The 21,096-nt window shown below is 69.4% G+C and carries 17 protein-coding genes and 15 pseudogenes; 10 read left to right on the top strand and 22 right to left on the bottom strand.

Going from position 1 to position 21,096, the window contains the following annotated elements; translation table 11 throughout:
- The first annotated feature begins 374 nt into the window (after nucleotides 1-374).
- Together FF86_RS27160 and FF86_RS27155 are read left to right on the top strand one after the other, a co-directional pair.
- Nucleotides 375-611, top strand: a complete 237-nt coding sequence (locus tag FF86_RS27160) for a nucleotidyl transferase AbiEii/AbiGii toxin family protein (protein ID WP_052681465.1) — start codon at nucleotides 375-377, stop codon at nucleotides 609-611.
- Nucleotides 612-742: 131 nt separating this feature from the next.
- On the top strand, nucleotides 743-1,351 hold the full coding sequence (locus FF86_RS27155) for a hypothetical protein (protein ID WP_206779047.1): 609 nt from the start codon (nucleotides 743-745) through the stop codon (nucleotides 1,349-1,351).
- Nucleotides 1,352-1,473: 122 nt separating this feature from the next.
- Here the strand turns inward: FF86_RS27155 and FF86_RS68685 are convergent.
- From FF86_RS68685 to FF86_RS27130, 18 genes and pseudogenes are all read right to left on the bottom strand, one after another.
- A pseudogene (locus tag FF86_RS68685) lies at nucleotides 1,474-2,867 on the bottom strand (serine/threonine protein kinase); the annotation flags it as partial.
- Between the two features lies 1 nt (nucleotide 2,868).
- A pseudogene (locus FF86_RS58805) lies at nucleotides 2,869-3,180 on the bottom strand (serine/threonine protein kinase); the annotation flags it as partial.
- 49 nt (nucleotides 3,181-3,229) lie between these two features.
- Nucleotides 3,230-4,228 (bottom strand): annotated as a pseudogene (locus tag FF86_RS68680) (type I restriction endonuclease subunit R); the annotation flags it as partial.
- Between the two features lies 1 nt (nucleotide 4,229).
- On the bottom strand, nucleotides 4,230-4,573 hold a 344-nt coding region (locus tag FF86_RS68675; RefSeq protein ID WP_396230119.1), incomplete at its 3' end, for a UvrB domain 3-containing protein.
- Nucleotides 4,574-4,677: 104 nt separating this feature from the next.
- Nucleotides 4,678-4,861, bottom strand: a pseudogene (locus FF86_RS68670) (hypothetical protein); the annotation flags it as partial.
- Nucleotide 4,862: 1 nt separating this feature from the next.
- Nucleotides 4,863-5,792 (bottom strand): annotated as a pseudogene (locus tag FF86_RS68665) (DEAD/DEAH box helicase family protein); the annotation flags it as partial.
- Between the two features lies 1 nt (nucleotide 5,793).
- A partial coding sequence (locus tag FF86_RS68660; protein ID WP_396230116.1) for a type I restriction endonuclease occupies nucleotides 5,794-6,355 on the bottom strand: 562 nt, incomplete at its 3' end.
- Between the two features lie 384 nt (nucleotides 6,356-6,739).
- Nucleotides 6,740-7,143 (bottom strand): annotated as a pseudogene (locus FF86_RS68655) (restriction endonuclease subunit S); the annotation flags it as partial.
- A 1-nt stretch (nucleotide 7,144) separates the two neighbouring features.
- Nucleotides 7,145-7,228: pseudogene (locus tag FF86_RS68650) on the bottom strand (hypothetical protein); the annotation flags it as partial.
- Between the two features lies 1 nt (nucleotide 7,229).
- On the bottom strand, nucleotides 7,230-7,383 hold a 154-nt coding region (locus tag FF86_RS68645; protein WP_396230118.1), incomplete at its 3' end, for a hypothetical protein.
- Nucleotides 7,384-7,589: 206 nt separating this feature from the next.
- A pseudogene (locus FF86_RS68640) lies at nucleotides 7,590-8,060 on the bottom strand (SAM-dependent DNA methyltransferase); the annotation flags it as partial.
- A gap of 1 nt (nucleotide 8,061) precedes the next feature.
- Nucleotides 8,062-8,241: pseudogene (locus FF86_RS68635) on the bottom strand (hypothetical protein); the annotation flags it as partial.
- Nucleotide 8,242: 1 nt separating this feature from the next.
- Nucleotides 8,243-8,483: pseudogene (locus FF86_RS68630) on the bottom strand (N-6 DNA methylase); the annotation flags it as partial.
- Nucleotide 8,484: 1 nt separating this feature from the next.
- Nucleotides 8,485-8,752 (bottom strand): annotated as a pseudogene (locus FF86_RS68625) (N-6 DNA methylase); the annotation flags it as partial.
- Nucleotide 8,753: 1 nt separating this feature from the next.
- Nucleotides 8,754-8,813 (bottom strand): annotated as a pseudogene (locus tag FF86_RS68620) (hypothetical protein); the annotation flags it as partial.
- 1 nt (nucleotide 8,814) lies between these two features.
- Nucleotides 8,815-9,040 (bottom strand): annotated as a pseudogene (locus FF86_RS68615) (class I SAM-dependent DNA methyltransferase); the annotation flags it as partial.
- A gap of 1 nt (nucleotide 9,041) precedes the next feature.
- The coding region (locus FF86_RS58800; protein ID WP_396230117.1) for a type I restriction-modification system subunit M N-terminal domain-containing protein at nucleotides 9,042-9,548 on the bottom strand (507 nt) is incomplete at its 3' end.
- 533 nt (nucleotides 9,549-10,081) lie between these two features.
- Nucleotides 10,082-11,341: class I SAM-dependent DNA methyltransferase (locus tag FF86_RS27130; RefSeq protein ID WP_206779046.1), on the bottom strand; the 1,260-nt coding region annotated here is incomplete at its 3' end.
- A gap of 1,323 nt (nucleotides 11,342-12,664) precedes the next feature.
- Here FF86_RS27130 and FF86_RS27125 point away from each other — a divergent pair.
- The coding region (locus tag FF86_RS27125) for an AAA family ATPase (RefSeq protein ID WP_206779045.1) at nucleotides 12,665-14,434 on the top strand (1,770 nt) is incomplete at its 5' end.
- Between the two features lie 104 nt (nucleotides 14,435-14,538).
- Nucleotides 14,539-14,940 (top strand): hypothetical protein, encoded by a 402-nt coding sequence (locus FF86_RS27120; RefSeq protein WP_044887960.1) that lies wholly within the window; start codon nucleotides 14,539-14,541, stop codon nucleotides 14,938-14,940.
- A 112-nt stretch (nucleotides 14,941-15,052) separates the two neighbouring features.
- Here FF86_RS27120 and FF86_RS27115 read toward each other — a convergent pair whose 3' ends face one another.
- Entirely contained in the window at nucleotides 15,053-15,403 is a 351-nt protein-coding gene (locus FF86_RS27115) for a hypothetical protein (protein WP_044887959.1), read from the bottom strand.
- An 808-nt stretch (nucleotides 15,404-16,211) separates the two neighbouring features.
- Between FF86_RS27115 and FF86_RS64435 the strand changes: the two are divergent.
- The 5 genes and pseudogenes from FF86_RS64435 to FF86_RS34410 form a co-directional block, all read left to right on the top strand.
- Nucleotides 16,212-16,384 (top strand): annotated as a pseudogene (locus tag FF86_RS64435) (hypothetical protein); the annotation flags it as partial.
- A gap of 1 nt (nucleotide 16,385) precedes the next feature.
- Nucleotides 16,386-16,450, top strand: a pseudogene (locus FF86_RS58790) (hypothetical protein); the annotation flags it as partial.
- Between the two features lies 1 nt (nucleotide 16,451).
- The coding region (locus tag FF86_RS27105; RefSeq protein ID WP_242419707.1) for an ANTAR domain-containing protein at nucleotides 16,452-16,952 on the top strand (501 nt) is incomplete at its 5' end.
- Between the two features lie 499 nt (nucleotides 16,953-17,451).
- On the top strand, nucleotides 17,452-17,778 hold the full coding sequence (locus FF86_RS36540) for a hypothetical protein (RefSeq protein WP_206779044.1): 327 nt from the start codon (nucleotides 17,452-17,454) through the stop codon (nucleotides 17,776-17,778).
- Entirely contained in the window at nucleotides 17,775-17,927 is a 153-nt protein-coding gene (locus FF86_RS34410; protein WP_157866996.1) for a hypothetical protein, read from the top strand. The genes FF86_RS36540 and FF86_RS34410 overlap by 4 nt, the downstream gene beginning before the upstream one ends.
- Here the strand turns inward: FF86_RS34410 and FF86_RS27095 are convergent.
- From FF86_RS27095 to FF86_RS27085, 3 genes are all read right to left on the bottom strand, one after another.
- Nucleotides 17,911-18,291, bottom strand: coding sequence for a hypothetical protein (locus tag FF86_RS27095; RefSeq protein WP_173667348.1), 381 nt, complete (start codon nucleotides 18,289-18,291; stop codon nucleotides 17,911-17,913). The genes FF86_RS34410 and FF86_RS27095 overlap by 17 nt on opposite strands.
- Complete coding sequence (locus FF86_RS27090; protein ID WP_044887955.1) at nucleotides 18,288-18,548, bottom strand: hypothetical protein; 261 nt, start codon at nucleotides 18,546-18,548, stop codon at nucleotides 18,288-18,290. Before FF86_RS27090 ends, FF86_RS27095 begins: the two co-directional genes overlap by 4 nt.
- A gap of 173 nt (nucleotides 18,549-18,721) precedes the next feature.
- The gene (locus FF86_RS27085; protein WP_242419706.1) at nucleotides 18,722-20,164 is read right to left on the bottom strand and encodes a DUF2786 domain-containing protein; all 1,443 of its coding nucleotides are present in this window, start codon (nucleotides 20,162-20,164) and stop codon (nucleotides 18,722-18,724) included.
- A 738-nt stretch (nucleotides 20,165-20,902) separates the two neighbouring features.
- Between FF86_RS27085 and FF86_RS27075 the strand changes: the two genes are divergently transcribed.
- On the top strand, nucleotides 20,903-21,096 hold a 194-nt coding region (locus FF86_RS27075; protein WP_242419705.1), incomplete at both ends, for a transposase.

The raw sequence follows: 21,096 nt of genomic DNA, 5'->3' as shown, positions 1-21,096 counted from the left end.
GGTGTGGTGGTTCCGGACCGGTGGTTGGACTGGTCGGGTTCGCCTCGGTACGACCTGGAGAGTCCCCGCCGGCTGGCACGGGATGTACGAAACCGTGCTGCGGGAGGCGTCCAGGACGGCGGATCTGTCCCGCTGACTGGATGGGCGCACGCTGGTCCGNCTTTGGCCTGACCTGGTCCTGCCGCCGCAGGTCCGTAGCCGGTGGGAGACCCGGTTTCCCGAGCTGACCACCGGGCGCTCGTCCGCGGCCTGACCAGCGGATTTCCCGGCCGCCGTCGATGCGATGATCGTGGCGTGCCGAGCGGACGGCCTCAAGGTCGAGACGGAGTTTCGGAACGAGCTGATCGCGCGGCTTCAGGTGTCAATGACATCAGGTGACCGACCCGAGTCAGCCCGACGATGTCCACCGGGTGGAACTGGTCGCCAACTGGCGGCTCCAGCCACCGGTCCAGATGGAGGTCGGTCCGGTGCTGCACCCGGATGACGTCATGGCCGGCAAGGTCGACGCGTTGTGCAACCGCGCCGCCGCCCGCGACTTCCTCGACCTCGACGCCGCGATCAGCGGCGGTCTGGCGGCGAAGCTTGCCGGTCGCCTCGCGCGTCGGCGGTAGGCTCGGCGTGGTGACGAAAGCGCCAGGCTTGCGGCGCGGTCGGGCGGGAGCGACGGTCGAACCAGGGTGGGGGCATGCGAGGTAAGCGGCTCGCGATAGCCGGCGGGCTCTGGCTGGCCGCCTACGAGCGGGTGGTCAAGCCGTGGCAGCAGCGGTGGGGCGCCACGGACGACGAGGTCGACGCCTCGCTTGTGGGTGACTCTCTCGTCGCCCAACCAGCGACCCAGGTGACCCGCGCGATCACGATCGATGCGCCGCCGGCGCGGGTATGGCCGTGGATCGTGCAGCTCGGCGCGGACCGAGGCGGCTTCTACAGCTACGACTGGCTCGAGAACCTGGTCGGTCTGCGGATCCACAGCGCGGACTCGATCGTCGACGCGTGGCAGGAGCTCAACGTCGGCGACGTGGTCTACGCAAGCCGCAACCGCTCCGGGGGCTGGTACGTCCAAGAGCTACGTCCCGACGAAGTACTGGTCCTTAAGCTCGCCAATCTGCCGGCCGGACGCCCCATACGACGCGACGAGAAGCTTAGGTGGGAATTCCTCTGGTCGTTCACGCTGCGGCCGATCGACCCGAACACCACACGGCTGTTTGTCCGCGAACGCGTCGCTTTCGACAGCGTCATCACCCGAACGGTGATGGCGCCCATCGGGCTGGTCAGCTTCGTCATGACCCGCCGCATGATGCTCGGCATCAAGACCCGCGCCGAACGACCGCCGCTGCTGCCACCAGCAGCGTGAGCCCTGTCAACGATCGTCCACACTCGACCGGCTCGCCGCGATGGGAGCAGGCGGCGGATGGCGCCCGCACGACGTGACCCGGGGCTCCTTCACGCTCGCTGGCACGAGCCCATGTTTGCCTACTACAGGCCACGCCCAAGCCTAGTAATGATCTTGTCGAGGTTCTGGAGTTCGCCTGAGGCGCCGGAGCCGTAGGTCGTCGCCAACGCACGGCGGAGGTCTTTGAAAGCGGCCAAAGCGGCCGCGGACTGGCCGGTGGCGGCGAGCATGAAGGCGGCGGTGCGGCGCGCTTCCAGGAGGCGAAGGTGTTCTTCCTTCGCGGCGTCGGCGTTGTCCAGGTAGGCGCGGAGGCGGTCGAGGGCCTTCTCGGGGTCGCCGATGCGGGCGTAGGCGAGGCCGGCGTAGTAGGAACAGTCGAGCACCCACGGGTCGCTGAATTTGAGGTGGTAGCGCAGGCATTCGGCGCGGACGGCGTCGTTGAGGGCGGCCGCCCGGGTGAACCTGTCGGCCAGGTAGAGCGTCTCGGCCAAGAAGCGGCGCAGTTCGAGGCCGCGGGCGGGATCCTGCGCGCCGGCCGCGACGGCCGCCTCGAGCAGGTCGATGGCCTCCGCCGGCCTGTCCGCGTCGACGAGCTCCGCGACCTCGGCCAGCAGCTCGTCGACCGCCGTGTCGGACAGTTGCGCGGCGGCGGACAGTCCCGGGCGGGCCAGCTGGATGGCCAGCGGTCCTGCTCCAGGCAGAGTGCTGGCCGCAGATTCGCCTACGACGGCTATGCCGGGGCGTGGTGCCGGGACGCTACCGGCCGCCGCGATGGTCTGGCGCGGTATGACGAGCAGCGGGTTGCGGAACGGCTGCGTCGGATCGAGCGCGTCGCTGGAGGGCGTCGCGGGCGGGGCCGCGGCCCACGGGGCGAGGGCGTGGTAGGCATCCACTGCCGTGGGACGGGTCCGGAAATCCTTGGCGAGCATCGCGTTGACGAGCTCGGCCAGCTCGGTGGGCACGTCCGGCCGTAGCGAGGTGACCAGCGGCGGGTCGGCTTTGACGTGCAACTCGCGCAGCGACACACCGCTGCCGGTCACGTAGAAGACCCGGTCGCCGGTGAGGAGGCCGAACAGCAGGCAGCCGAGGGAGTAGATGTCGGACCCGGGCGTGATCACGCTGCCGAGGTGCTGCTCGGGCGACATGTAGTCCGGGGTGCCGATGGTGTGATCGACCTGGGTGAGCCGGGGCGGGGCATCGGCGCCGCGCAGGATCGCGATGCCGAAGTCGAGGACCTTCACGAGCCCGCCGGGCATGACAATGAGGTTGTCCGGCTTGATGTCGCGGTGGACAACGTCGACTGCGTGGACGCGGTCCAGGACGGCGGCGACCTGGGCGCCGATACCCGCAGCGCGAGCGATGCCCAGCGGCGCGGTGTCGTAGTCGGTGTCCTCGATGAGCTGCTGCACGGTCGATCCGCGCAGCAGCTGCATGACGAGCCACACCCGGCGGCTGCCGTCGGGGAACGTGTGGACGCNCGTGTCGAACACCGCGGGAATGCCCGGATGGTCGAGGCTGGCGGTGGTGCGGATCTCCCGGAGGAACCGCTTCTCGTTGATCGCCTGCTGTTCCTCGAACGCGATCCGTTCCGCGCTGCCCGGCTGGCCGGGCGGGTTGCCTGGCGGCCGGAGCAGCTTGATGGCGACCGGGCGGTCGAGGCGCTCGTCGTAGCCGTAGAACACCTCGGACATGCCGCCGCTGCCGAGCAGCCCGTCGATCCGATACCGGCCGACAAGCCGGATCCGGTCGTCCAATGAGTCGCTGGTGGTGGTCGTGAAAGGGTCAGTCACGCATTCCCCCGTGCTGCGTTCTCCCGATGCGGTTCGGGGTGCGAGTATCTCAGGTGGTCTCGCGGAGCATTTCGGCGCGGAGGCGGGCCAGGGCCTCGTCGCGGGCCGGGTCGGTGATGATCCGGTAGGCACGCTTGCGGGCGGCCTCCTTGACGGCCTGTTGGAAGTCCTGGTTGTCGAAGTAGAGCTTCATGAAGTCCTCGTTCTTCGCGGCGTTCTCCGCGACGATGTCGTCGAGCCGGCCGTCGGCGACCTGGCCGAAGCGCGCTTCGTCGTTCATCAGCGCGACCTGCTGCATCCGGGAGTCCTCGACCAGGCTGGCGACCTGCTGGAACAGCAGGATCTGGTCGGAGGTCCCCAGGTTCAGGCCGAAGCGCTCGTTCAGGTCGTTGATGACGTCCGCGAGCCGGACCACCTCCGGCTCGACGTAGCCGCCGCCGTCGGCCGCGTGGCCGCGGACGACCTGGTCGCCGGACGGCGAGAGCGACACGTCGTGGCAGCCGGTGAACTCGAGACGGTAGTGCGACAGATCGGCGTCGCCGATGTCGACGGCCGTCGCGGCCCTGCCAGGCAGGCGGAGCAGCAGGATCCGGCCGTACTGGTAGAGCCGTTCGAGCGTTGCGTCGCCCCAGTCGATGACCTGCGCGAGCAGGCTGTAGGCCCGGCAGTACTTCTCCAGCGCATCGCGGAACTCCTCCCGCTCCGCGACGGTCGGCAGCGCCTTGAACCGGTCGATCGCGGGGTCCAGTAGGCGATGCAGCTCGGCGTGCAGCTTCTTCTCAGCGGCATTGGGCATCCGGTCCGGGCCGGCCGACCCGAGCACCCGCATGAACGCCTCCATCTCGGAGACGTCCAGGACTTGGAAGTCCATCACCTCCCGCTGCTTGCGGTAGAGCAGGTTCGCGTCGGGCTGCTCGGTGAGCGTGATCTCGTACCACGGCTTGAACGACGCCTGGATGTTCTCGGCCGTGTTCACGAAGTCGACGATCCGGACGTCGTCCTGGGACTTCAACGGGTGGATCCGGTTCAGCCGGGAGAGGGTCTGGACNGCGGCGACGCCGGTCAGCGGCTTGTCGACGTACATCGCGCACAGCAACGGCTGGTCGAAGCCGGTCTGGTACTTGTCCGCGACAACGAGGATCCGGTACTCCTCCTGGTTGCGCGCCGCCGCGTCGGTGTCGTCGGCCTTCGCGTAGGCGAACCGCTCCGGAAGCCGGCCCTCCGGGAAGCCGTTGATCTTCGACTCGGTGAACTCGTGGCCACTGTCCTCGTCGGTCAGCGAACCGGAGAACGCGACCAGCGGGCGGCAGTCCGCGAGACCCTTGTCGTCGACGTACCGGCGGATCGCCTGGTACACGTTGAACGCCTGCTGCCGGCTGTCGGTGACGACCATCGCCTTCGCCCGTCCGCCGAGCCGGCCGGCGATGTTCGTGTGGAAATCCTCGACGATCAGCTTCGCCTTCTGCGCCGCCGACTCCGGATGCGCCTCGACGAGCNGGACGAGCTTGCGCCGCGCCTTCTTCTTGTCGACCTCCGGGTTGGAGATCTCCGAGTTCTGTTGCTCGACGGCATCGCTGGACAGGCGCCACATCGCGTCGTAGGTCAGGTAGTTCGCGAGGACGTCGAGGATGTAGCCCTCCTCGATCGCCTGCTGCATCGAGTACACGTGGAACGGGGCGAGNAGCGGCTGGCCGTCCTTGTCCAGGCGGTCCGGGTCGGGGGTGCCGAAGAGCTTCAGCGTCGCCGACGTCGGAGTGGCGGTGAAGGCGAAGTACGACAGGTTCGGCTGCTTGCCCCGGATCCGGGTCAGGTAGGTCGCCTCGTCCTCGTCGGGCTCCCGTTCCGACTTCGAGCCGATCGCCTGCTTGAGCTTCGTGGCCTGCTCACCGGTCTGTGACGTGTGCGCCTCGTCGATGATCACCGCATAGCGCTTCGAGCCCAGGCCCTTGCCCGCGACCTTGTCGAGGATGAACGGGTACTTCTCCAGCGTCGAGATGATGATCTGCGACGTCGAGTCCGCGAGCGCGGCCGCGAGCTGAGTCGAGTCCTCGTCGATCTTCTTGACGACCCCTGGAGTGTGGTCGAACTGGTAGATCGTGTCCTGGAGCTGCCGGTCGAGCACGACCCGGTCGGTGATGACGACGACCTTGTCGAACACCTTCCGGTTGTGCGCGTCGAACAGGGTCGACAGACGGTGCCCGAGCCAGGCGATCGTGTTCGACTTGCCCGAGCCGGCCGAATGCTGCACCAGGTAGTTCTGGCCGGCGCCGTGCTCCCGGGCGTGGCGGACCATCGTCTGGACGGCGTGCCACTGGTGGTAGCGAGGGAAGATCCGGCCCTGCTCGTGGACGCTCTTCTTCGAGCCCTTCTTCTGGTCCTTCGCGTCGACGTGCACGAACCGCTGCAGCATCTCCAGCCAGTTGTGCCGACTCCAGACCTCCTCCCACAGGTAGGCGACCCGGTAGGAGCCCTCCCTGGCCTCCGGATTGCCGGCGGCCCCCGACTCCCCCGGGCCGTTGGTGCCCAGGTTGAACGGCAGGAACCGGGTGTCGGGGCCCGTCAGCCGGGTCGCGACGAACGCCTTGTCCGGGTCGACGGCGAAGTGCACCAGGNCGCGCTTCGCGAAGAACAGCTCCTTCGGATCCCGCCTCCGGTACTGCGCGACCGCGTTCTCGGCCGTCTGCCCGGTCATCCCGTTCTTCAGCTCGATGGACGCCACCGGCAGTCCGTTCACGAACAGCGCCAGGTCGACGGACTCGTTCGGCTTCTTCGCGCTGAACCGAAGCTGCCGGGCGACGGTCAGAACGTTGGCGTCGTACTCCTTGAGCGCGTCGGCAGCGAGCGTGTGCCCAGGCCGGAAGTAGGCCAACTCGATCTGCACGCCGCGGTCCCGCACCCCCTGCCGCAGGACGTCCAGCACCCCCCGCTCGTCGAGCTGCGCCGCCACCCGCTGGCAGAACTGCCCATGCGCGAGCTCCTTGCCACCGTAAAGCTCGACGAGCCGATCCCAGCTCTTCTGCTGCGTAGCCCCGATGAACCGAACCAGCTCAGCGGTATCCAACCCAAGCCCGGCATCAAACCCAAACGTGGGCTGCCCCGCCTCCCACCCATGGCCAAGCAGTTCCTGCTCAACCCGATTCTCAAAGGCATGCTCCGTGTGCGCCCCGGGCGTCATGCGGTTTCCCCCAGCCCACGCGCGGTCCCAACATCGATCTGCCCAGTCACGGCAGCCGTGATCAGTGCCTGGCGGCGCTCCGTAAGAGCGGCAATTTGATTGAAGAGCCCCAAGTCCAACTCGACCACCGCCTTGAGTCGGCTATCGATATGCTTGACAAGTTCACGTTGCGTCGGCAGGTCTGGTAGCGGCACACGGAAGTCACGGATCTTGCTGCTACTGGTTGATGCGAGGTTCGTTGTCTTGTTCCCAGTGCTTTCGAAGTACCGTCGCGCTCGCGATGTTCGCGTGAGCAACGCCAGATACTCGGGCTCTATTGCACGAAGGTCTGGCCGAACGGCGAAGACGTGATTCTGATGTAGACACTCCGGAATCTCTCCGTGNCAAACGGTTCCGCGACCGAGTTTGTCGAGGTCGCCACCCTCGGTCATCAGAACGTCCCCGATCCGCAGGCGCGAGGTCGCCGCGGTCGTGCGCGGCACCGTGATCTCGGCAACCTCGCGAAGATCGACATGATCAGCCTGCACATTAGCGACCCGCAAGTACGGCAGCGTGACGGCGTCGCCGTCGTTCTGGCGTCCGCTGTCAACCGTCACGCCGCTCTGAACGAAGGCCAAGTACCCAAGGCGGACAGTCGGGATGAAGCCTAGACGGTCGATAGACTCATCGATCAAGCTCAGAGTCAACTCATCAAGCAGTTCCCGCTGTCGAAGCCGCTGTGAGACGAGTCGGTCGATGCGGGCGGTCTCGGCGTCGAGGAAGTCGGCGATGCGGCGCTGCTCGTCGAGNGGCGGAACGGAGACAGCGATGTTGGCATATCGCTCAGCGTTGAAATTTTGGATCGTGCTCGTAACCGCATCAGCCCCGATGGCTNCCTGGAAACCACTCGACGCGGCAACGTAGGCCATAAATCGCGGGTCGGTTTCTAGACGAGGGCGAAACCGAACCAGGTACCCCGCATAGGTGCTTGACTCCTCCAGCTCACCGAGAAGCATGCCACGACCGATAGTTCCACTACGGGACAGCAAGAGGTCGCCAGGCCTGATCTCGTGCCGTGGTTCCAACGGGAGATCGATGTAAACAGCACCATTCTTGGAACGAAGGCGACCGTTCTCATCGATATCCGAAGTGCGGATTAGACGATGACCCGAATCGNCGTAGTCTTGCGCAGATACGTTTAGCCCGTACTGCCCGGAGTCGACACACAGATACTTGAGCCTTGAGATCTTCCAAGTCATGCTGTCACCTCGCCGAGGAGCTTCTGGATCTGGGCTTCCAGGTCCTTGAGTTCGGCGTCGATCTCGGCGAGGGGCCTTGGGGGTGTGTAGACGTAGAAGTGGCGGGTGAAGGGGATCTCGTAGCCGGTCTTGGTCTTGTCCTCGTCGATCCAGGCGTCGGGGACATGGGGGGTGACCTCGCGGGCGAAGTAGGTGTGGATGTCCTCGTCCAGGGGGACGTTCTCGAAGTCGCGCAGGTCCGGGTCCGGGATCGGCTTGCCCTTGTGGAGCTGGACCTCGCCCGCCGGGTCCGAGACGGCGACGGCGTTCCAGAAGGCTTTCAGGTGCGCCGCGGTGCCGGGCAGGCTCGCTCCCCCGGCCATGGCGGCGGTCAGCAGCTCGGCCGTGGCCTCGTCCTTGGTCCACCAGACCGAGCCGATCGCGCCGCGCAGGGCCTCGACCAGCTTCTCCCGGCCGTCCCACTTCGCNAGCGCCTTCGCCTCAGTCAGGGCGAGCAGCGTGTCCTCGGTGATCTCGAAGCGCTGCTTGAGTGGCCGCTCGACGGTGATGCGGTGGTAGCCGAAGTCCCGCGTCCCGAAGATCTTCACCTTGCCGTGATCCGGGTGCGCCGGATCGCCGGCAACCTCCAGCGCCCGTTCATACAGCTTTNTAATGTGGTCGATCTGCTTGTCGCTGATGAGCTTGCGCTTGTCGCCGAGGGACTTGCGCATCTTCACCCACTGGTCGCGGGCGTCGAGCAGGATTACCTTTCCGGCAAGCTTGGCTGGCTTGCGATTGGAGAGGATCCAGAAGTAGGTGGAGATCCCGGTGTTATAGAAGAGCTGGTCGGGCAGGGCGACGATGCCTTCGAGCCAGTCGTTCTCCAGGATCCAGCGCCGGATGTTCGACTCNCCGGATTCCGCGGCACCGGTGAACAGCGGCGAGCCGTTGAAGACGATCGCGAGCCGGGCCCCCTTGACCTTGCCCTCGACCCGCTCCATCTTCGAGATCATGTTCTGCAGGAAGAGGAACGATCCGTCGTTGATTCGCGGCAGGCCGGCGCCGAAGCGGCCCGCGTAGCCGAGCTCGGCCTCCCGGTCGACCTCGTCCTTGACCTTCTTCCACTCCACCCCGAACGGCGGGTTGGCGAGCATGTAGTCGAACCGGCGCCCGGCGAATCNGTCCTCGCTGAACGAGTTGCCGAGCTTGATCTCGCTTTGCTGGCCGCGCAGCAGCATCTCNGCCTGGCAGATCGCCCACGACTCGGGGTTGAGCTCCTGGCCGTAGAGGAAGATCTGCGTGTCGGGGTTGAGCGACTTCAGGTGGTCCTCGGCGGTGGTCAGCATGCCGCCGGTCCCGCAGGCGGGGTCATAGATGTTGATCACCTGCCCAGGCCCGGCGACGATGTCCTCGTCGGGGGCCACCAGCAGGTTGACCATGAGCTTGATAACTTCACGAGGCGTGAAGTNCTCACCGGCGGTCTCGTTCGAGTCCTCCGCGAACTTGCGGATCAGGTGCTCGAACACGTAGCCCATGTCGTGGGGCTCAAGCTGGTCGAGATCGTGCATCGTCGCGAACTTCCCGACCACGAGGTAGAGCAGCTTCGCGCTGGCCAGCCGGCCGATCGTCTCGTCGAACCGGAAGCGCTCCAGCACCTCGCGGACATTCGGCGAGAAGCCGTTGACGTAGTCCCGCAGGTTCTTCGCGACCACCGACTGGTTCGTCGAGTCGGAGGCGATCGTGGCGAAGTCCTGCCGGGAGACGTTGTAGAACGGCCGGCCGGCCGCGATCTCCAGCAGCCGCTGCTTGTTCGTGATGGTCAGCGACGCGTCCCTGTCCCGCACCTCCTGCCGGGTGTCGGCTATGACCGCGTCGAGCCGCCGCATCAGCGTGAACGGGAGGATCACGCCGCCGTACTCGTGGCGCCGGTAGTCGCCGCGCAGCAGGTCGGCCACCGACCAGATGTCGGCGGCCATTTTCGAGTGGCTGGGCCCCGGGGAAGTCACAGGTTCTCCTCGTGCGTCGGCGTCGTCGGTGCAAGCCGGTCGGGGGTCAGGGTCCCGGCCGTCAGCCCGTGTACGGTCTGGTCGATCACGGTGGTGCTGAGCCTGGCNAGCGTCGTCAGCGCCTCGCGCAGGTCGGACAGTCGCCGGAATTCGGCGCCGTAATGGCGCTGTTCGGCGATCGAGAGGCGTGGGATCCGGCAGCGCCGCAGATCCTCGCGGCCGAGCACACCGATTGTCCGCGGGATCGGCACGGCCTCGACCTCGGGCCGCAGGAACGTCGCCACGAAGTCGGGATCGAGGCGGGCCGGGTCCGGTTCGATAACGTGGGTCGTCATCGAATCGGTCTGTTCCTCGCCGGTCGCCGCGATGACGCCCGGAGTCCGCGGCCAGACGAGGACGTCGCCGGCGCGCGGCGTCGTGCCCCGTGGCCTGATTGTCAGCGCGCCCACGCGTTCGAGCTCTGCGAGCGTCACGTAGGCGAAGTCGTCTCGTGCGCGGGCCGNTGCGTACCGCGGCAAGCCGGCGCCGAGCCGGGCGTAGACCGCTTCGAGCCGCCCGGTGACCCGCGCGATGTCATCGGCACCGGCCTCCGCCTCGGTGGTCACGTACCGGGAGGGCAGGACATTGGCCTCGCCGTCCTGGAGCAGCCGGGCCCGGGTCACCGCGCGAGCCGGTACCGGGCCGGGCCGCGCCCGCCCCGCGCCGCCCGACATCGCCAGGCCGAACAGCTGCCGCCACTCACCGAACTGTTGCGGTGCCGCCGCCCTGTCGGCAGAGGAAAAGTCGACCAGGACGACCGGTTCGTCCTCTTCCTCGCCGCGCGGGCGGCGCAGCACCCAGAGACATGCCTCGCCGGTCACGGTGCTCATCTCGGCCGGTAGCGCGATCACCGCGCGCAACGCGCCCTTGCCGATCATCAGCTTCCGGATCGCCTGCCCGGACGGCGAGACACAGGCACGCGGCGAGACGACGACGACGGCGGTGCCACGCGGGCGCAGGTGGGCGTAGCAGTGCTGCACCCAGGCCAGCTCGCCGTCGCGGGGCTCCGGACGGCCGAACTCCCAGCGACGGTCGGTCGCCAGCTCCTCCGCGGGCCAGCCCGGCCGGTCGAACGGCGGCTCGCACACCACCGCCGCCGCCTTGCCGAGCAGCTCGGTGAACCGGTTGCCGCGCAGCGAGTCGCCGAGGCGGACGTCATACGGGCCGGCGAGCGGATGGCCGCGCAGGTCGAGGGTGGCGCTGCGCGTCAGCCCCTCGTCGATCTCCTGGCCGCACAAGCGAACCCGGTCCTCGAACCGGTCCGCGGCCGCCAGCAGAAGGGTGCCGTCACCGCAGGCCGGGTCGAAGACAACCGGCAGATCGTCAGCGATGGCGAAGTGATCGTCGCCGCCGCCGCCGGCGCTGGCGGCGGTCGTCGGCGGCAGCAGCGAGACGAGGACTCGGGCCAGCCGCTGCTCGGCCTCGACGTTCCGCCTGGCCCACTCGACGGACGCGTCGCGGATCGTCCAGCCGCCGGTGGGGCCGTCGAGAGCCTGCGTTCCGGTCTCCGTTCGACCTGCCTTCGCGAGCTGCTCCGCGCGGCCGGACCGTTCCAGCCAGTCCGCGACGGCGGCCCAGCGAAACGTCGGGTTGGTGTCGCCGCCTCCCACGGGCCGCGGGAAGTCGTCGTAGCGGCGGCGCCAGTTCGACACGGCGGCGCGGCCGACGCCGATCCGCCGCGCGATGGCGGCGGCCGTCAGCTCTTCCTGCCCGTCGATCTCCACACCCCGGACCATACAGGCTTGATCGCGCCCCAGGCAAGCCTTGTGAACGCTTTGAGCTTGCGTACACAAGATGACTGTTCACACTTGACGAGCGGTCCGGCCTGACCCTAAGCTCCTGACCTGTCGCGGATCAGTCGCGATGCGCACAGGCCAGGCCCCGGCGCCGTCGCCCTCCGGACGCGGAGGCGACCCACCGCTCGACCCTTGGCCGGCTCCACCTTCGGCGCCGCCGCCGTTCCTCGCGGGGCGCTTCTTCATTCAGTGTCCGACACACCCCTCACCGTCCCGCAGGCGGCCTCGCCATGCCCGGCGCGCCCNCGTGTTCACAGCGCGTTTTCCAGCCACCGCCGGCTGGGCCGAGGGCCAGGTTCCCCCTGCGCCGGTCCCGTCCGGTCGACGGCGCAAGACGGGTTGCCGCCCGTGAGGTCCCCGGTGTTTCAGGGGGCTCCGGGGGCCTCGCGGGCAGCAACCCTCGACCGCCGGCAGGAAAGCCAGCAACCGCACACCCGCCGCACCTGAACGAGCTGACACCGCGAACACCCACCAGGACTCTTGGGGGAAACAATGGCCGAGACCGATCTGCCCGAGCCGCGCGTTCCGCGCGGCGAGAGTTCCACCTCCGCGCTGGCCGCAGCGGAGCCGGGCACGCCAGCGCCGGAGCCCGCGCCGGACCCGCAGCCGACGGTCATGGCGACGCCGATCGCCGAGCTGGCAGCGGCGCGGCTGGCCGCGGCGGCACTACCCGAGTCGGCGAAGGCCGCACTGCGGGAGGCGTTCGGCGCGGTGGAAACACCGGCCGCCAGCGCGCTGGGCCGGATCTATCTGGAATCGATCGCCGTCACCGGCTATCGCGGCATCGGCGCTCCGACCCGGCTGTCGCTGTCCGCCAGCCCGGGCGTGACGCTGGTGGTCGGGCGCAACGGTTCCGGGAAGACGAGCCTGGCCGAGGGCGCCGAGACGGCCTTCCTCGGCACGAACACCCGCTGGGAACGGCAGGACGACGCCCGCCGTGGCGCCTGGCGCAACCGGCACGAGCTCACCCGCCGGCCCCGGATCGACGTGGCGCTCGCGGTCGGCGGCGGCCGGGCGACGCTGACCCGCACCTGGCCCGGCGACGATTTCACGAACTCCGACGGCGTGTTCCAGCGCCGTGGCCACCCGGCCGTGCCCGCCGCACAGGCCGGCTGGGCGCGGGCCGCGACCGAGTACCGTCCCTTCCTCTCCTATGCCGACCTGGGTCAGCTGATCGACGACAAGGCGGTCCGGCAGTACGACGTCGTCGACAAGATCCTCGGTCTCGGCTACCTGACCGCCGTCGACAGNCTGCTCAAGGCCGAGCAGAGCCAGCACACCGCGGCGGCCAAGAGCATCGACACCGGGCGGGACACGCTCACCACCGCGCTCAACGAACTACTCCGCGATCTACCTGAGGAAACCCGCGCCCGCGACGCGCTTGCCGCTGTGGGCACGAAGAAGAACGGTCCCGACCTCGCAGCGCTCGACCGGATCCTGGCGAACCTGCCCTCGACCGAGGGCGGTGACCTCGCCGAGCTGCGCCGGCTCGCCGACCTTCAGGGCCCCGACCTCGACCTGGTCGACCAGGCGGTGCAGCGGCTGCGCGGCGCCCTCGCCGCCGCCGCGGCCATCACAGGCACGAACGCCGAGGACGCCTCGCTGCGCGCCGAGCTGCTCTCCCGGGCGCTACGGCACCGCGACCGGCACTCCGGCGTCGAGACGTGCCCGGTCTGCGGCACCGAGCAGGTCCTCGACGACGCCTGGGCGCAGCGGGCGGCCGCGCAGGTCACCGCGCTGCGCGACGAGGGCCAGGCGGTCGCGGTCGCGGACGCTGAGCTGCGGCAGGCCGAGACCGGGCTGAAGGCGCTCATCGTCTCGCCGCCCGCGGTCCCGCCCGCACTCGCTGCGGTGCGGCAGGCGTGGGAGGCGTGCCGATCGCGCATGGACCTGGCCGCGCTGGCCGACGAGGCCCTCGGCACGGCGCGGACACTGGCCGAGGCGTGTGCCAGTGCCCGCAAGCAGGCCCGGGTCCTGCTGGCGGAACGCGACGATCGGTGGCGTCCCCTCTTCGCCAGCCTGCAGCTCTGGACCGAGCAGGCCCGCGCCGTGGACACGGCCAAGGCACGCAGGAGCGACCTGCGGAAGGCCCGCAAGTGGCTCGACACGCTCATCATTGACCTGCGCCGGGAACGGCTTGCCACCTTCGAGGCCCAGGCGCAGGAAATCTGGGAGGCGCTGCGGCACGAAAGCAGCGTCAGCCTCAAGAAGGTCGGCTTGGACGGCAAGGAGACCTCGACGCTGCGCCGACTGATCCTCGACGTCTCCGTCGACGACGCCGACGCCTCGGCGCTCGCCGTGATGAGCCAGGGCGAGCTGCACGCGCTCGCGCTGGCACTGTTCCTGCCGAGGGCCCGCACCGCCGACAGCCCGTTCGGCTTCCTTCTCATCGACGACCCGGTGCAGTCCATGGACCCCGCCAAGGTCAACGGACTCGCCCAGGTGCTCTCCGATCTGGGTCGGCAGCGGCAGATCGTCGTCTTCACCCACGACACCCGCCTCCAGCGGGCGTTCAGCAGCCAGGGCCTCTCCGTCACGATCCGCAAGGTCGAGCGCGGGGCGGCGTCGAAGGTTGAGATCGAGAACGCGCTCGACCCGGTCAAGCAGGCGCTCAAGGAGGCCCGCGGCCTCGCGCAGGCCAGCAAGAAGCTTCCGGCGGCAGTGCGGACCCACGTCCTGCCCGGTCTCTGCCGGATCGCCCTGGAGAACGCCTTCACCGAGGCCGCCTGGATCCGCCACCACCAGGCCGGCGGGGCCGAACCCGTCTTCGACGCCGCCCTCTCCGACGCGGAGAAGCTCACGAAGGTCGCCGCCCTCGCCTTCTTCGGCGACACCGAGAAGTCTGGGGACGTCTACGACCAGCTGCGGGACCGATGTGGTGGCTGGGCGGTCGGCGTCGTCAAGGACTGCCAGAAGGGCTCCCACCCCGACGGCGCCCAGATCGACGACCCGCTCCGCTTCGTCGACCTCGTCAAGAACATCGCCGACACGGTCCGCGGGCCGAGCCTCGTCGCCGGCTGATCCGCTCGTCCTGCTCGTCCTGCTCGTCCTGCTCGTCCTGCTCGTCCTGCTCGTCCTGCTCGTCCACAGTCTGTCCCCGTCTCGCCGCCGACCGGGAGAAACGAGTGAGCACGTCACCTGCCGGCACCGCCGACGCCACGATCACCGAACTACTCGAGACCGCCGACGCGCTGCTCGCCGGCCGCCTCCAGACAACGCTCGCCGCCCGCCACCGCGGCGCCGCGCTCGTCCTGCGCACCGCCCTGGAGCTCGCCATCAACGCGGCGCTCGCCGCCGCCGAGCCGGGCCTGGCCACCCCGAACATGACCGCCAAGCTCCACTGCCTGCACCACTACAGCACCCCCGCCACCGCCGGACGGGCCCGCCGGACCTGGTCCCACCTCTGCCTCGCCTGCCACTACCACCAGTACGAAATCGGCCCCACCAGGTCACAGGTCCAGGCCTGGCACGCCGAGGTCTCCACGCTGGCCACATTGCTCGGCCGTCACCACGCGGTCGCCGGGTGAGCGCACAGGTACTGGCCAGACCACCGACGCGCTGGCGGACCGCGGCGGCCTGTGCCCGCGCGTCGAGTTGCCGGTCGGTCGGCCGCGAGAAACTCGTAGAACTACTACCCGCTCAGCGCCCGTTTCGTGGGGCGACTTCGCTGAACGGCATCGCGCGGAAGCCCGAGTCGTCTCCCTGGTGGAAGAACAGGTGCCCGGTGAGCACGCCGTCCTCGCCCAGGGCGGCCCAGCCGCGCCCGCTGACCTCATCGCCCTCGTCGACGCCGTCCCAGCTGAACTCGACAAAGGGCCGGCCGTCGCGCTCGGTGAAACGGCAGTCCAGCCAGCCGCGGACGGCGATGAACCCGAACTGGCCGCTCCCGTCCTTGGCGAACTCGATGAACCCGGGTTCGACGAGGTCGATGGCCTCCTGATCCCACAGGTCCATCTCCACGATCCGCCACCGCCCGATCAGGCTCGCCATCCGATCCTCCGCGCTCGCCATGGTCGGGTTAAGATCGACTCTCGAAGATCTACTGGTGGGCCGCGAGCGCCAGCATAGACAATGNCCGGGATCAGCGTTGAGCCACGTCCACCGGACGGGGCGACATCGCCACGGTCGCCTGGACCAGACCTGCCTGCGGGCAGCGCGTCAGCGGTGGGTGGGCCGCTNGTCGGCCCACTCGGCGGCGGTGAAGAACGCCCCCGGCGGCGGGCGGAAGCCGAGGGTGTGGGCCAGCGGGGTGGCGATCACCGTCTCGTCGCGGAATGGGCTGAGGGCAGGGGCGTCACCGCTCAGCGCAGGCCGGTGGCGGCACACGCCTCGGGCAGCGTCGACCAGCCGGTGCCGAGCATCAGCCAGCCGTCGTGGCCGGCGAGACGGTTGGTCNGATCGTGGACCTTGACCTGCCAGCTCCCGGCGCTGGTCTCCCGGGCGTAGGCGGTTTTGCCACGGTACGTTCCGTAGTAGCTGCCGAGCTCCGCTAGCGGTTCGGGCCGCACTGAGGTGGGCACGTGTTCGGACGGCATGGGTGGCTCCCGCGGGGCGGTCACCGGGATGCCCGGCGGTGAGCAGTCATGCTCGCGGGGTGCGGCGTGGGCGGCAGTCCCCGACCCGGGTCGGCTGGTTCTCAGCATCCTCAGGCTACGCCCCCTCCTCCACCCGAGACGTTGATGGCCTTCGCGCTCGGTGACGAAGGTGCCTCGTCCGGCGCCGCGTGCGGGTGACTTCCTGGTCTACGGTTCGAGNCGCGGCGAGGTGATTCGGCGCTGACCGGTGAGGGGCTGCTGCTGTGGACGACGATCTTGCGGCGAGCCTGGCGGGACTGTCGGGGCTGTTGGCGGGGCTCCGGCCGGTGCGCGAAACGCTGATCAATATCGCGGAGTTCGCGGTACAGGCGATTCCGGGGGCGGAGGGTGCCGGCCTCACGATGCTGGAGGACAACCGGGCCCAGACGGTGGTGGCNAGTGCCGAATTCGTGCAGGCGGTGGACAACGTGCAGTACCGGCTGGGCGAGGGACCGTGCCTGCTNGCGGTCCAGTCGGGGCGCACGCAGTGGTCGGGGTCGCTGGGTGGGGAGACACGCTGGCCACGGTTCGGCCCGCGGGTCGGGCGGATGGGAGTGCACAGCGTGCTCTCACTGCCGTTGCTGCTGCCTGCTCGGGTGGTGGGAGCGATGAACGTCTACGCCCATGCCAAGGACGCGTTCGGGCCCAAGGCGATCCGGATCGGTGAGCTCTTCGCCCAGCCGGCGGCGGTATCGGTACACAACACCCAGGTCCTGGCGCAGTCGCAGCGACTGGCCGCCCAGTTGCAGGAGGCGTTGACCAGCCGTGCTGTCATCGACCAGGCGCTGGGGGTCATCATGAGCCGCACGGGGAGCGACCCCGAGGAAGCGTTCGAGCGGCTGCGGGCGATGAGCCAGTCCCAGCACCTCAAGGTTGCGCAGTTGTCTCGGATGCTGGTGGACGAGGCGGTGCGCCGCGCCCGCGCCCGGAAGGCCCCCGGGGTGCAGGACAACACCGCGCCCTGATCCCCGGAGACGCTGGACGTCGGCCGGTTCGGAACGGGATCGCCGCGATCGGCACCAGCCAGTGAACACGGCACGGACGTGTCCGTGGCGGCGTTACGGTCGGCAAGTGACGGTGCCTGTCTTCTACGCACGGCCCCACCCCGGGGACAGCACGCTCGGTGTTGATCCCGCGCTCGCGAGCTGGGACAGGGCGGGGTCGCCCGGCCAGGCACGGTCGGCCGCCTTCATCGACGGTGTGTACGCGGCCGTCGCCGAGAACGTCCGCGCGACCTCCGGCCCGCTCGCCTTACGACTCGATGTCGGGCTGGCCGACACCGTGCCGCTGTACGCGCTGAACGATCTCGACAACTACCTGTTCCCGCTCGTGCCGAAGCTGACGGAACGGACGGGCCGGGCCTTCGCCTNCGTGTGGGCGACCAAGCGTCACGCGGCGACGTCGTCAGTAGGAGTTGGTGCGGCGGTCCCCGTCGACGACCCGTGCGGGACGTACACGTTCGAGGTGACCACGACGGCGTCGGCCGACACAACCGCTTTCAAGGAGCAGGTACGCGACCAGATCACCGCCGCCAGCCCGTTGTCGGGCCGCGGTGTCGCGCTCCAGCTCGCGTTTGTCGTCGGTCCTCGCCGCGCCTGGCCCAACCTGTGGAAGGCGACGATCGACGCGCTCGGCTCGATCCTCGGCCGCGACGACGGCGCCCGCGAATGGAACGCCCGCGACGGCCGCATCATCGACCTCGGGCTGCACTGCGCCGTCGATCCAGCCGCGGGCGACGGGGTCACGATCGCGATCCGCGCGTCAGCGATCGGCGAAGAGGTGACTGCGTGACGGAGATCCTGCCCGAGGTGCCAGCCGGCGATACCGCCGCGGTCGACTGGACGGCCGGCAAGTCGGGCTGGCCGGCCGAGCCGGGTGCCGAGCGGCCACCCGGCTCGGCCTGGTCACTGCGCGAAGTTCAGGTCACTGCGCGAGGTTGATGAGGTCGAACGGTTGGTCCTGCCAGTGCTCCGGGGTGGCGGTCGCGACCGCGGCGCCGTCGATGCGCTCCGGCGTCGGCGTGGCCGCGTAGCGGGTGTGGGCGGTGGCCCAGTTCTCCTCGCGGGCGACGGCGAGGGCGGCGGGCAGGTCGAGATCCAGCACGATCACCGCCGCCAGGGAGGCGATGTGCTCGGCCACGCCCCGACGGGCCCGGTCCGCTTCGACCAGTGCGCACGCCGGGGCGTACAGGTACAGATCATCCCCGCGGTCGGCCCGGGCGACCAGACGCGAGGCGGCGACGTTGCCGCCGCCGAGGGCGAGCATCGCCGTCTGGTCGAGCACGACGTGTGCCGGCGCGCTCACCGGCGGACTCGGTCGAGCATCGGATCGAGCTTGGCATCGATCTCCGCGATCTCCGCCTCCGTCGGGTTGTAGCCGTTCCAGGCACGCAGGATGTCCCGCGTGCGCATGGACCGCTCGGCGCGCTCGCCCGGGGTCATCGCGGAGTCGGAGAGGCGGGTGAGGTAGGTCCGCAGGGACATTCCCTCCGCAGAGGCGATGCGGGCGAGCCGGTCACGTACCTCGATGGGAACCCGGATGTCGGCGTCGGTCAGGGCCATGTGTCCTCCGGTCATGTCTGCAGACGGACAGTGCTCGGTCAGCGTACGCCGCGTCGGAGCCATCTGGATCATCTTTGAAGCAAATGCTGTCCGCCGCCTGCAGACCACCAAGAGCAACAGGGAGACCACCGCTGCCGCCAGATCACCGCTGCCGCCAGACCGGCGCGGTCGCGCTATCCGCGTGGGTCGGCGGTCACCTCCTCGCGGGTGTGCAGGGAGGCGAGGTCGGCGGCGGCCCGGCCGGAGGCCCATCCCTCGCCGTCGGTCGCGCTCACCGCGCGGGAGATGATCTCCGGGAACATCGTCTCGGTCGCCTCCCGGACGGAGTCCGTGCGGGCGGCGAGCACGGGCAGCAGGCGGCCGTCACCCGTCTCGGCCGCGGCCTGCTCGCTCGCCTGCTCGGTCGCGGCCATCAGGCGTTCGCCGATGCGGACCGCGAACGAGGCGAGGAACGACTGGCGGAACGACCGGGTGCGGGATCGTCCCGCGCGGTCCTGGCGGGACCCGGCCCTCATCATCGCCGCGGTCGCCTGGACCAGCAGCGACGTGTAGAGCAGCTCCACGGCGTCGAGGTCGGGCTGGAAACCGACCACCGTCGCGAACCCGAGCTCCTTGGCCCACACCGAACGGCACCGGTTCGCGCCGGCGACCACGTCGAGCAGGCTGGCCTTGGCCGCCTCGTAGGGATTGTCGATGCCGACCCGGCAGCCGGCCGGCTGCTCGCGGGACCCCTCCCCCGCCGCGAGCAGCGCCTCGTCGATGCTGTGCCGGGCCATGAACTCCTGCGCCTTGGCGGTGAGCGCCTCGGCCTCCTCGGCGAACTCGGTCGACTCGGCCTTCGCCAGCAGCGCGCGGACCTTGTCGAGCATGCGCGGGTTGGCACTCGGGTCGGCGCTCGGGTCGGACGTCGATCCGGCCGGCTGGCCACCCTCGGCTCGCCGAGCGTTCCCGTTCCCTTGGCCGTTCCCGAGGCCGTGGGGGGCGCGTCGCGCGGTGCCAGGTAGGGGGCAGAGAAGTTCGATCCTGGGCAGGGAGTGCAGTTCGGCGAGCAGATCGAGCATGTCGACGAGCACCTGCGCCCGGTCCCGCCCCTCCCGGTCGCCCCAGGCGTCCAGCCACGCGTCGTCGTGATCCCACCACACGGTGGCGTCGAGCACCTGAAGCTGCGCCTTCCACCGCTCGTCGACAGTCGCGGCCGCGTACTGACGCATCTGCAGAGCGATGGCGTCGACGACGAGCCGCGCGGGCCGCTGGCCAGCCCGACGGGTCACGATCCGGTGCAGGTCCACCGGCTGCCAGCCGCCCTGCCAGAGCCCCCCGACGGCGCGGTCGACCCAGCCGGTCAGGGATCGGTTGACGGCCCGGCGTCCGATCGGCCCGCCCGGCGCGGCGACCAGCGCCCCCAGGCACTCCGCCACCACCGCGTCATCCTGGTCGCTCCTGGCGTTCAGCGTCGTCGCGACCAGCATGTCGATCGCCTCCGCGAGCGACTCCCGCTGGCTGCGTTCCTGCTGGAAGAACGCCCCCGGGCCAGAGCCGGCCGCCTGAGCGCGGCCGCGGCTCGCGCGGGCCTTCTGCTTGGCCTTACGTCGTTCACGGTTGCGACTGCCCACCATCACCTCGCATGCTCTGGCGCCCTGGACCAGCCTGCCGGTCGCAGTCCGGACCCGCCTGCCGGCTCCGCACGATTCAACCCTTGCACGCCGGCCGGAAGCAGGTCAGCGGCGGGATACCTGTGCACGCATGTGGTCTCGACACCGGTCCCGTCGAGGCCGCCACAAACTCGACGTTGCCGTCCGTCCCAGGACCGCCGCGAACCTGCCTCAAGGCCCTCCAGATCCCCGGTTCGAGGCCTTCCAGATCCCTGACTCAGGGCCCTCCAGATCCAGCGGTCGAGGAGCTCCAAATCCGTAGGTCCACCAGGCTTGCGGCCATGGGCACCAGGCTGCACGGACTGGTGCCGCGACGACTGGCACCGATCGTCGCGAGCAGGATGGCGGCGCGGCGGGGTGGGCCGGTCAGTGGTGGGCCGGTCAGTGGTGGAGCGCCGCCTCGTAGGCGTCCAGACCCTCGTCGCCAAGGAGGTCGGCGTAGCCGTCCGGCGCGTCCACGCACGAGGTGTAACGGGCGGACCCGACCAGCTCGGCGAGNCGCCGACCGAGTTCGACCGGGTCGGGCTGCAGCTCGTCGCACAGCCGCAGATGCAGCTCCGCAAGAGGCTCACCGATCTCCTCCGGCTCGATGTCCTGGACCTCTCGGGCATCTTGAGGTGGTCCCCGTTCTTCGGACAGTGATCCCTATGTGGGATAATTGATCCGTGANCGGAGGAGATCAATGAGTCAGTCGCGGAGGCNGTACACGCCCGAGTACAAGGACGAGGCCGTGAAACTCGTCATCGATTCGGGTCGGCCGGTATCGGCGATCGCGAAGGATCTCGGTATCAACGAGGGAACCTTGGGGAGCTGGGTGGCCACCTGGCGTCGGACCCACCAGGGCGAAGAAGAGCCACTTTCGATGTCCGACCGCGCACGGTTGAAGGAGCTGGAGA

The organism is Frankia sp. CpI1-P, from assembly GCF_001421075.1.
Lineage (GTDB): Bacteria > Actinomycetota > Actinomycetes > Frankiales > Frankiaceae > Frankia > Frankia torreyi.
The sequence above is the reverse complement of the archived record's forward strand: the minus strand, read 5'-3'. Positions and strand labels throughout refer to the sequence as shown.

Coding starts and splice junctions, on each gene's coding strand:
- FF86_RS27090 (WP_044887955.1), bottom strand. CDS start 18,548: ATGGCCCTGACCGACGCCGACATCCGGGTTCCCATCGAGGTACGTGAC.
- FF86_RS27085 (WP_242419706.1), bottom strand. CDS start 20,164: ATGGTGGGCAGTCGCAACCGTGAACGACGTAAGGCCAAGCAGAAGGCC.
- FF86_RS27115 (WP_044887959.1), bottom strand. CDS start 15,403: ATGGCGAGCCTGATCGGGCGGTGGCGGATCGTGGAGATGGACCTGTGG.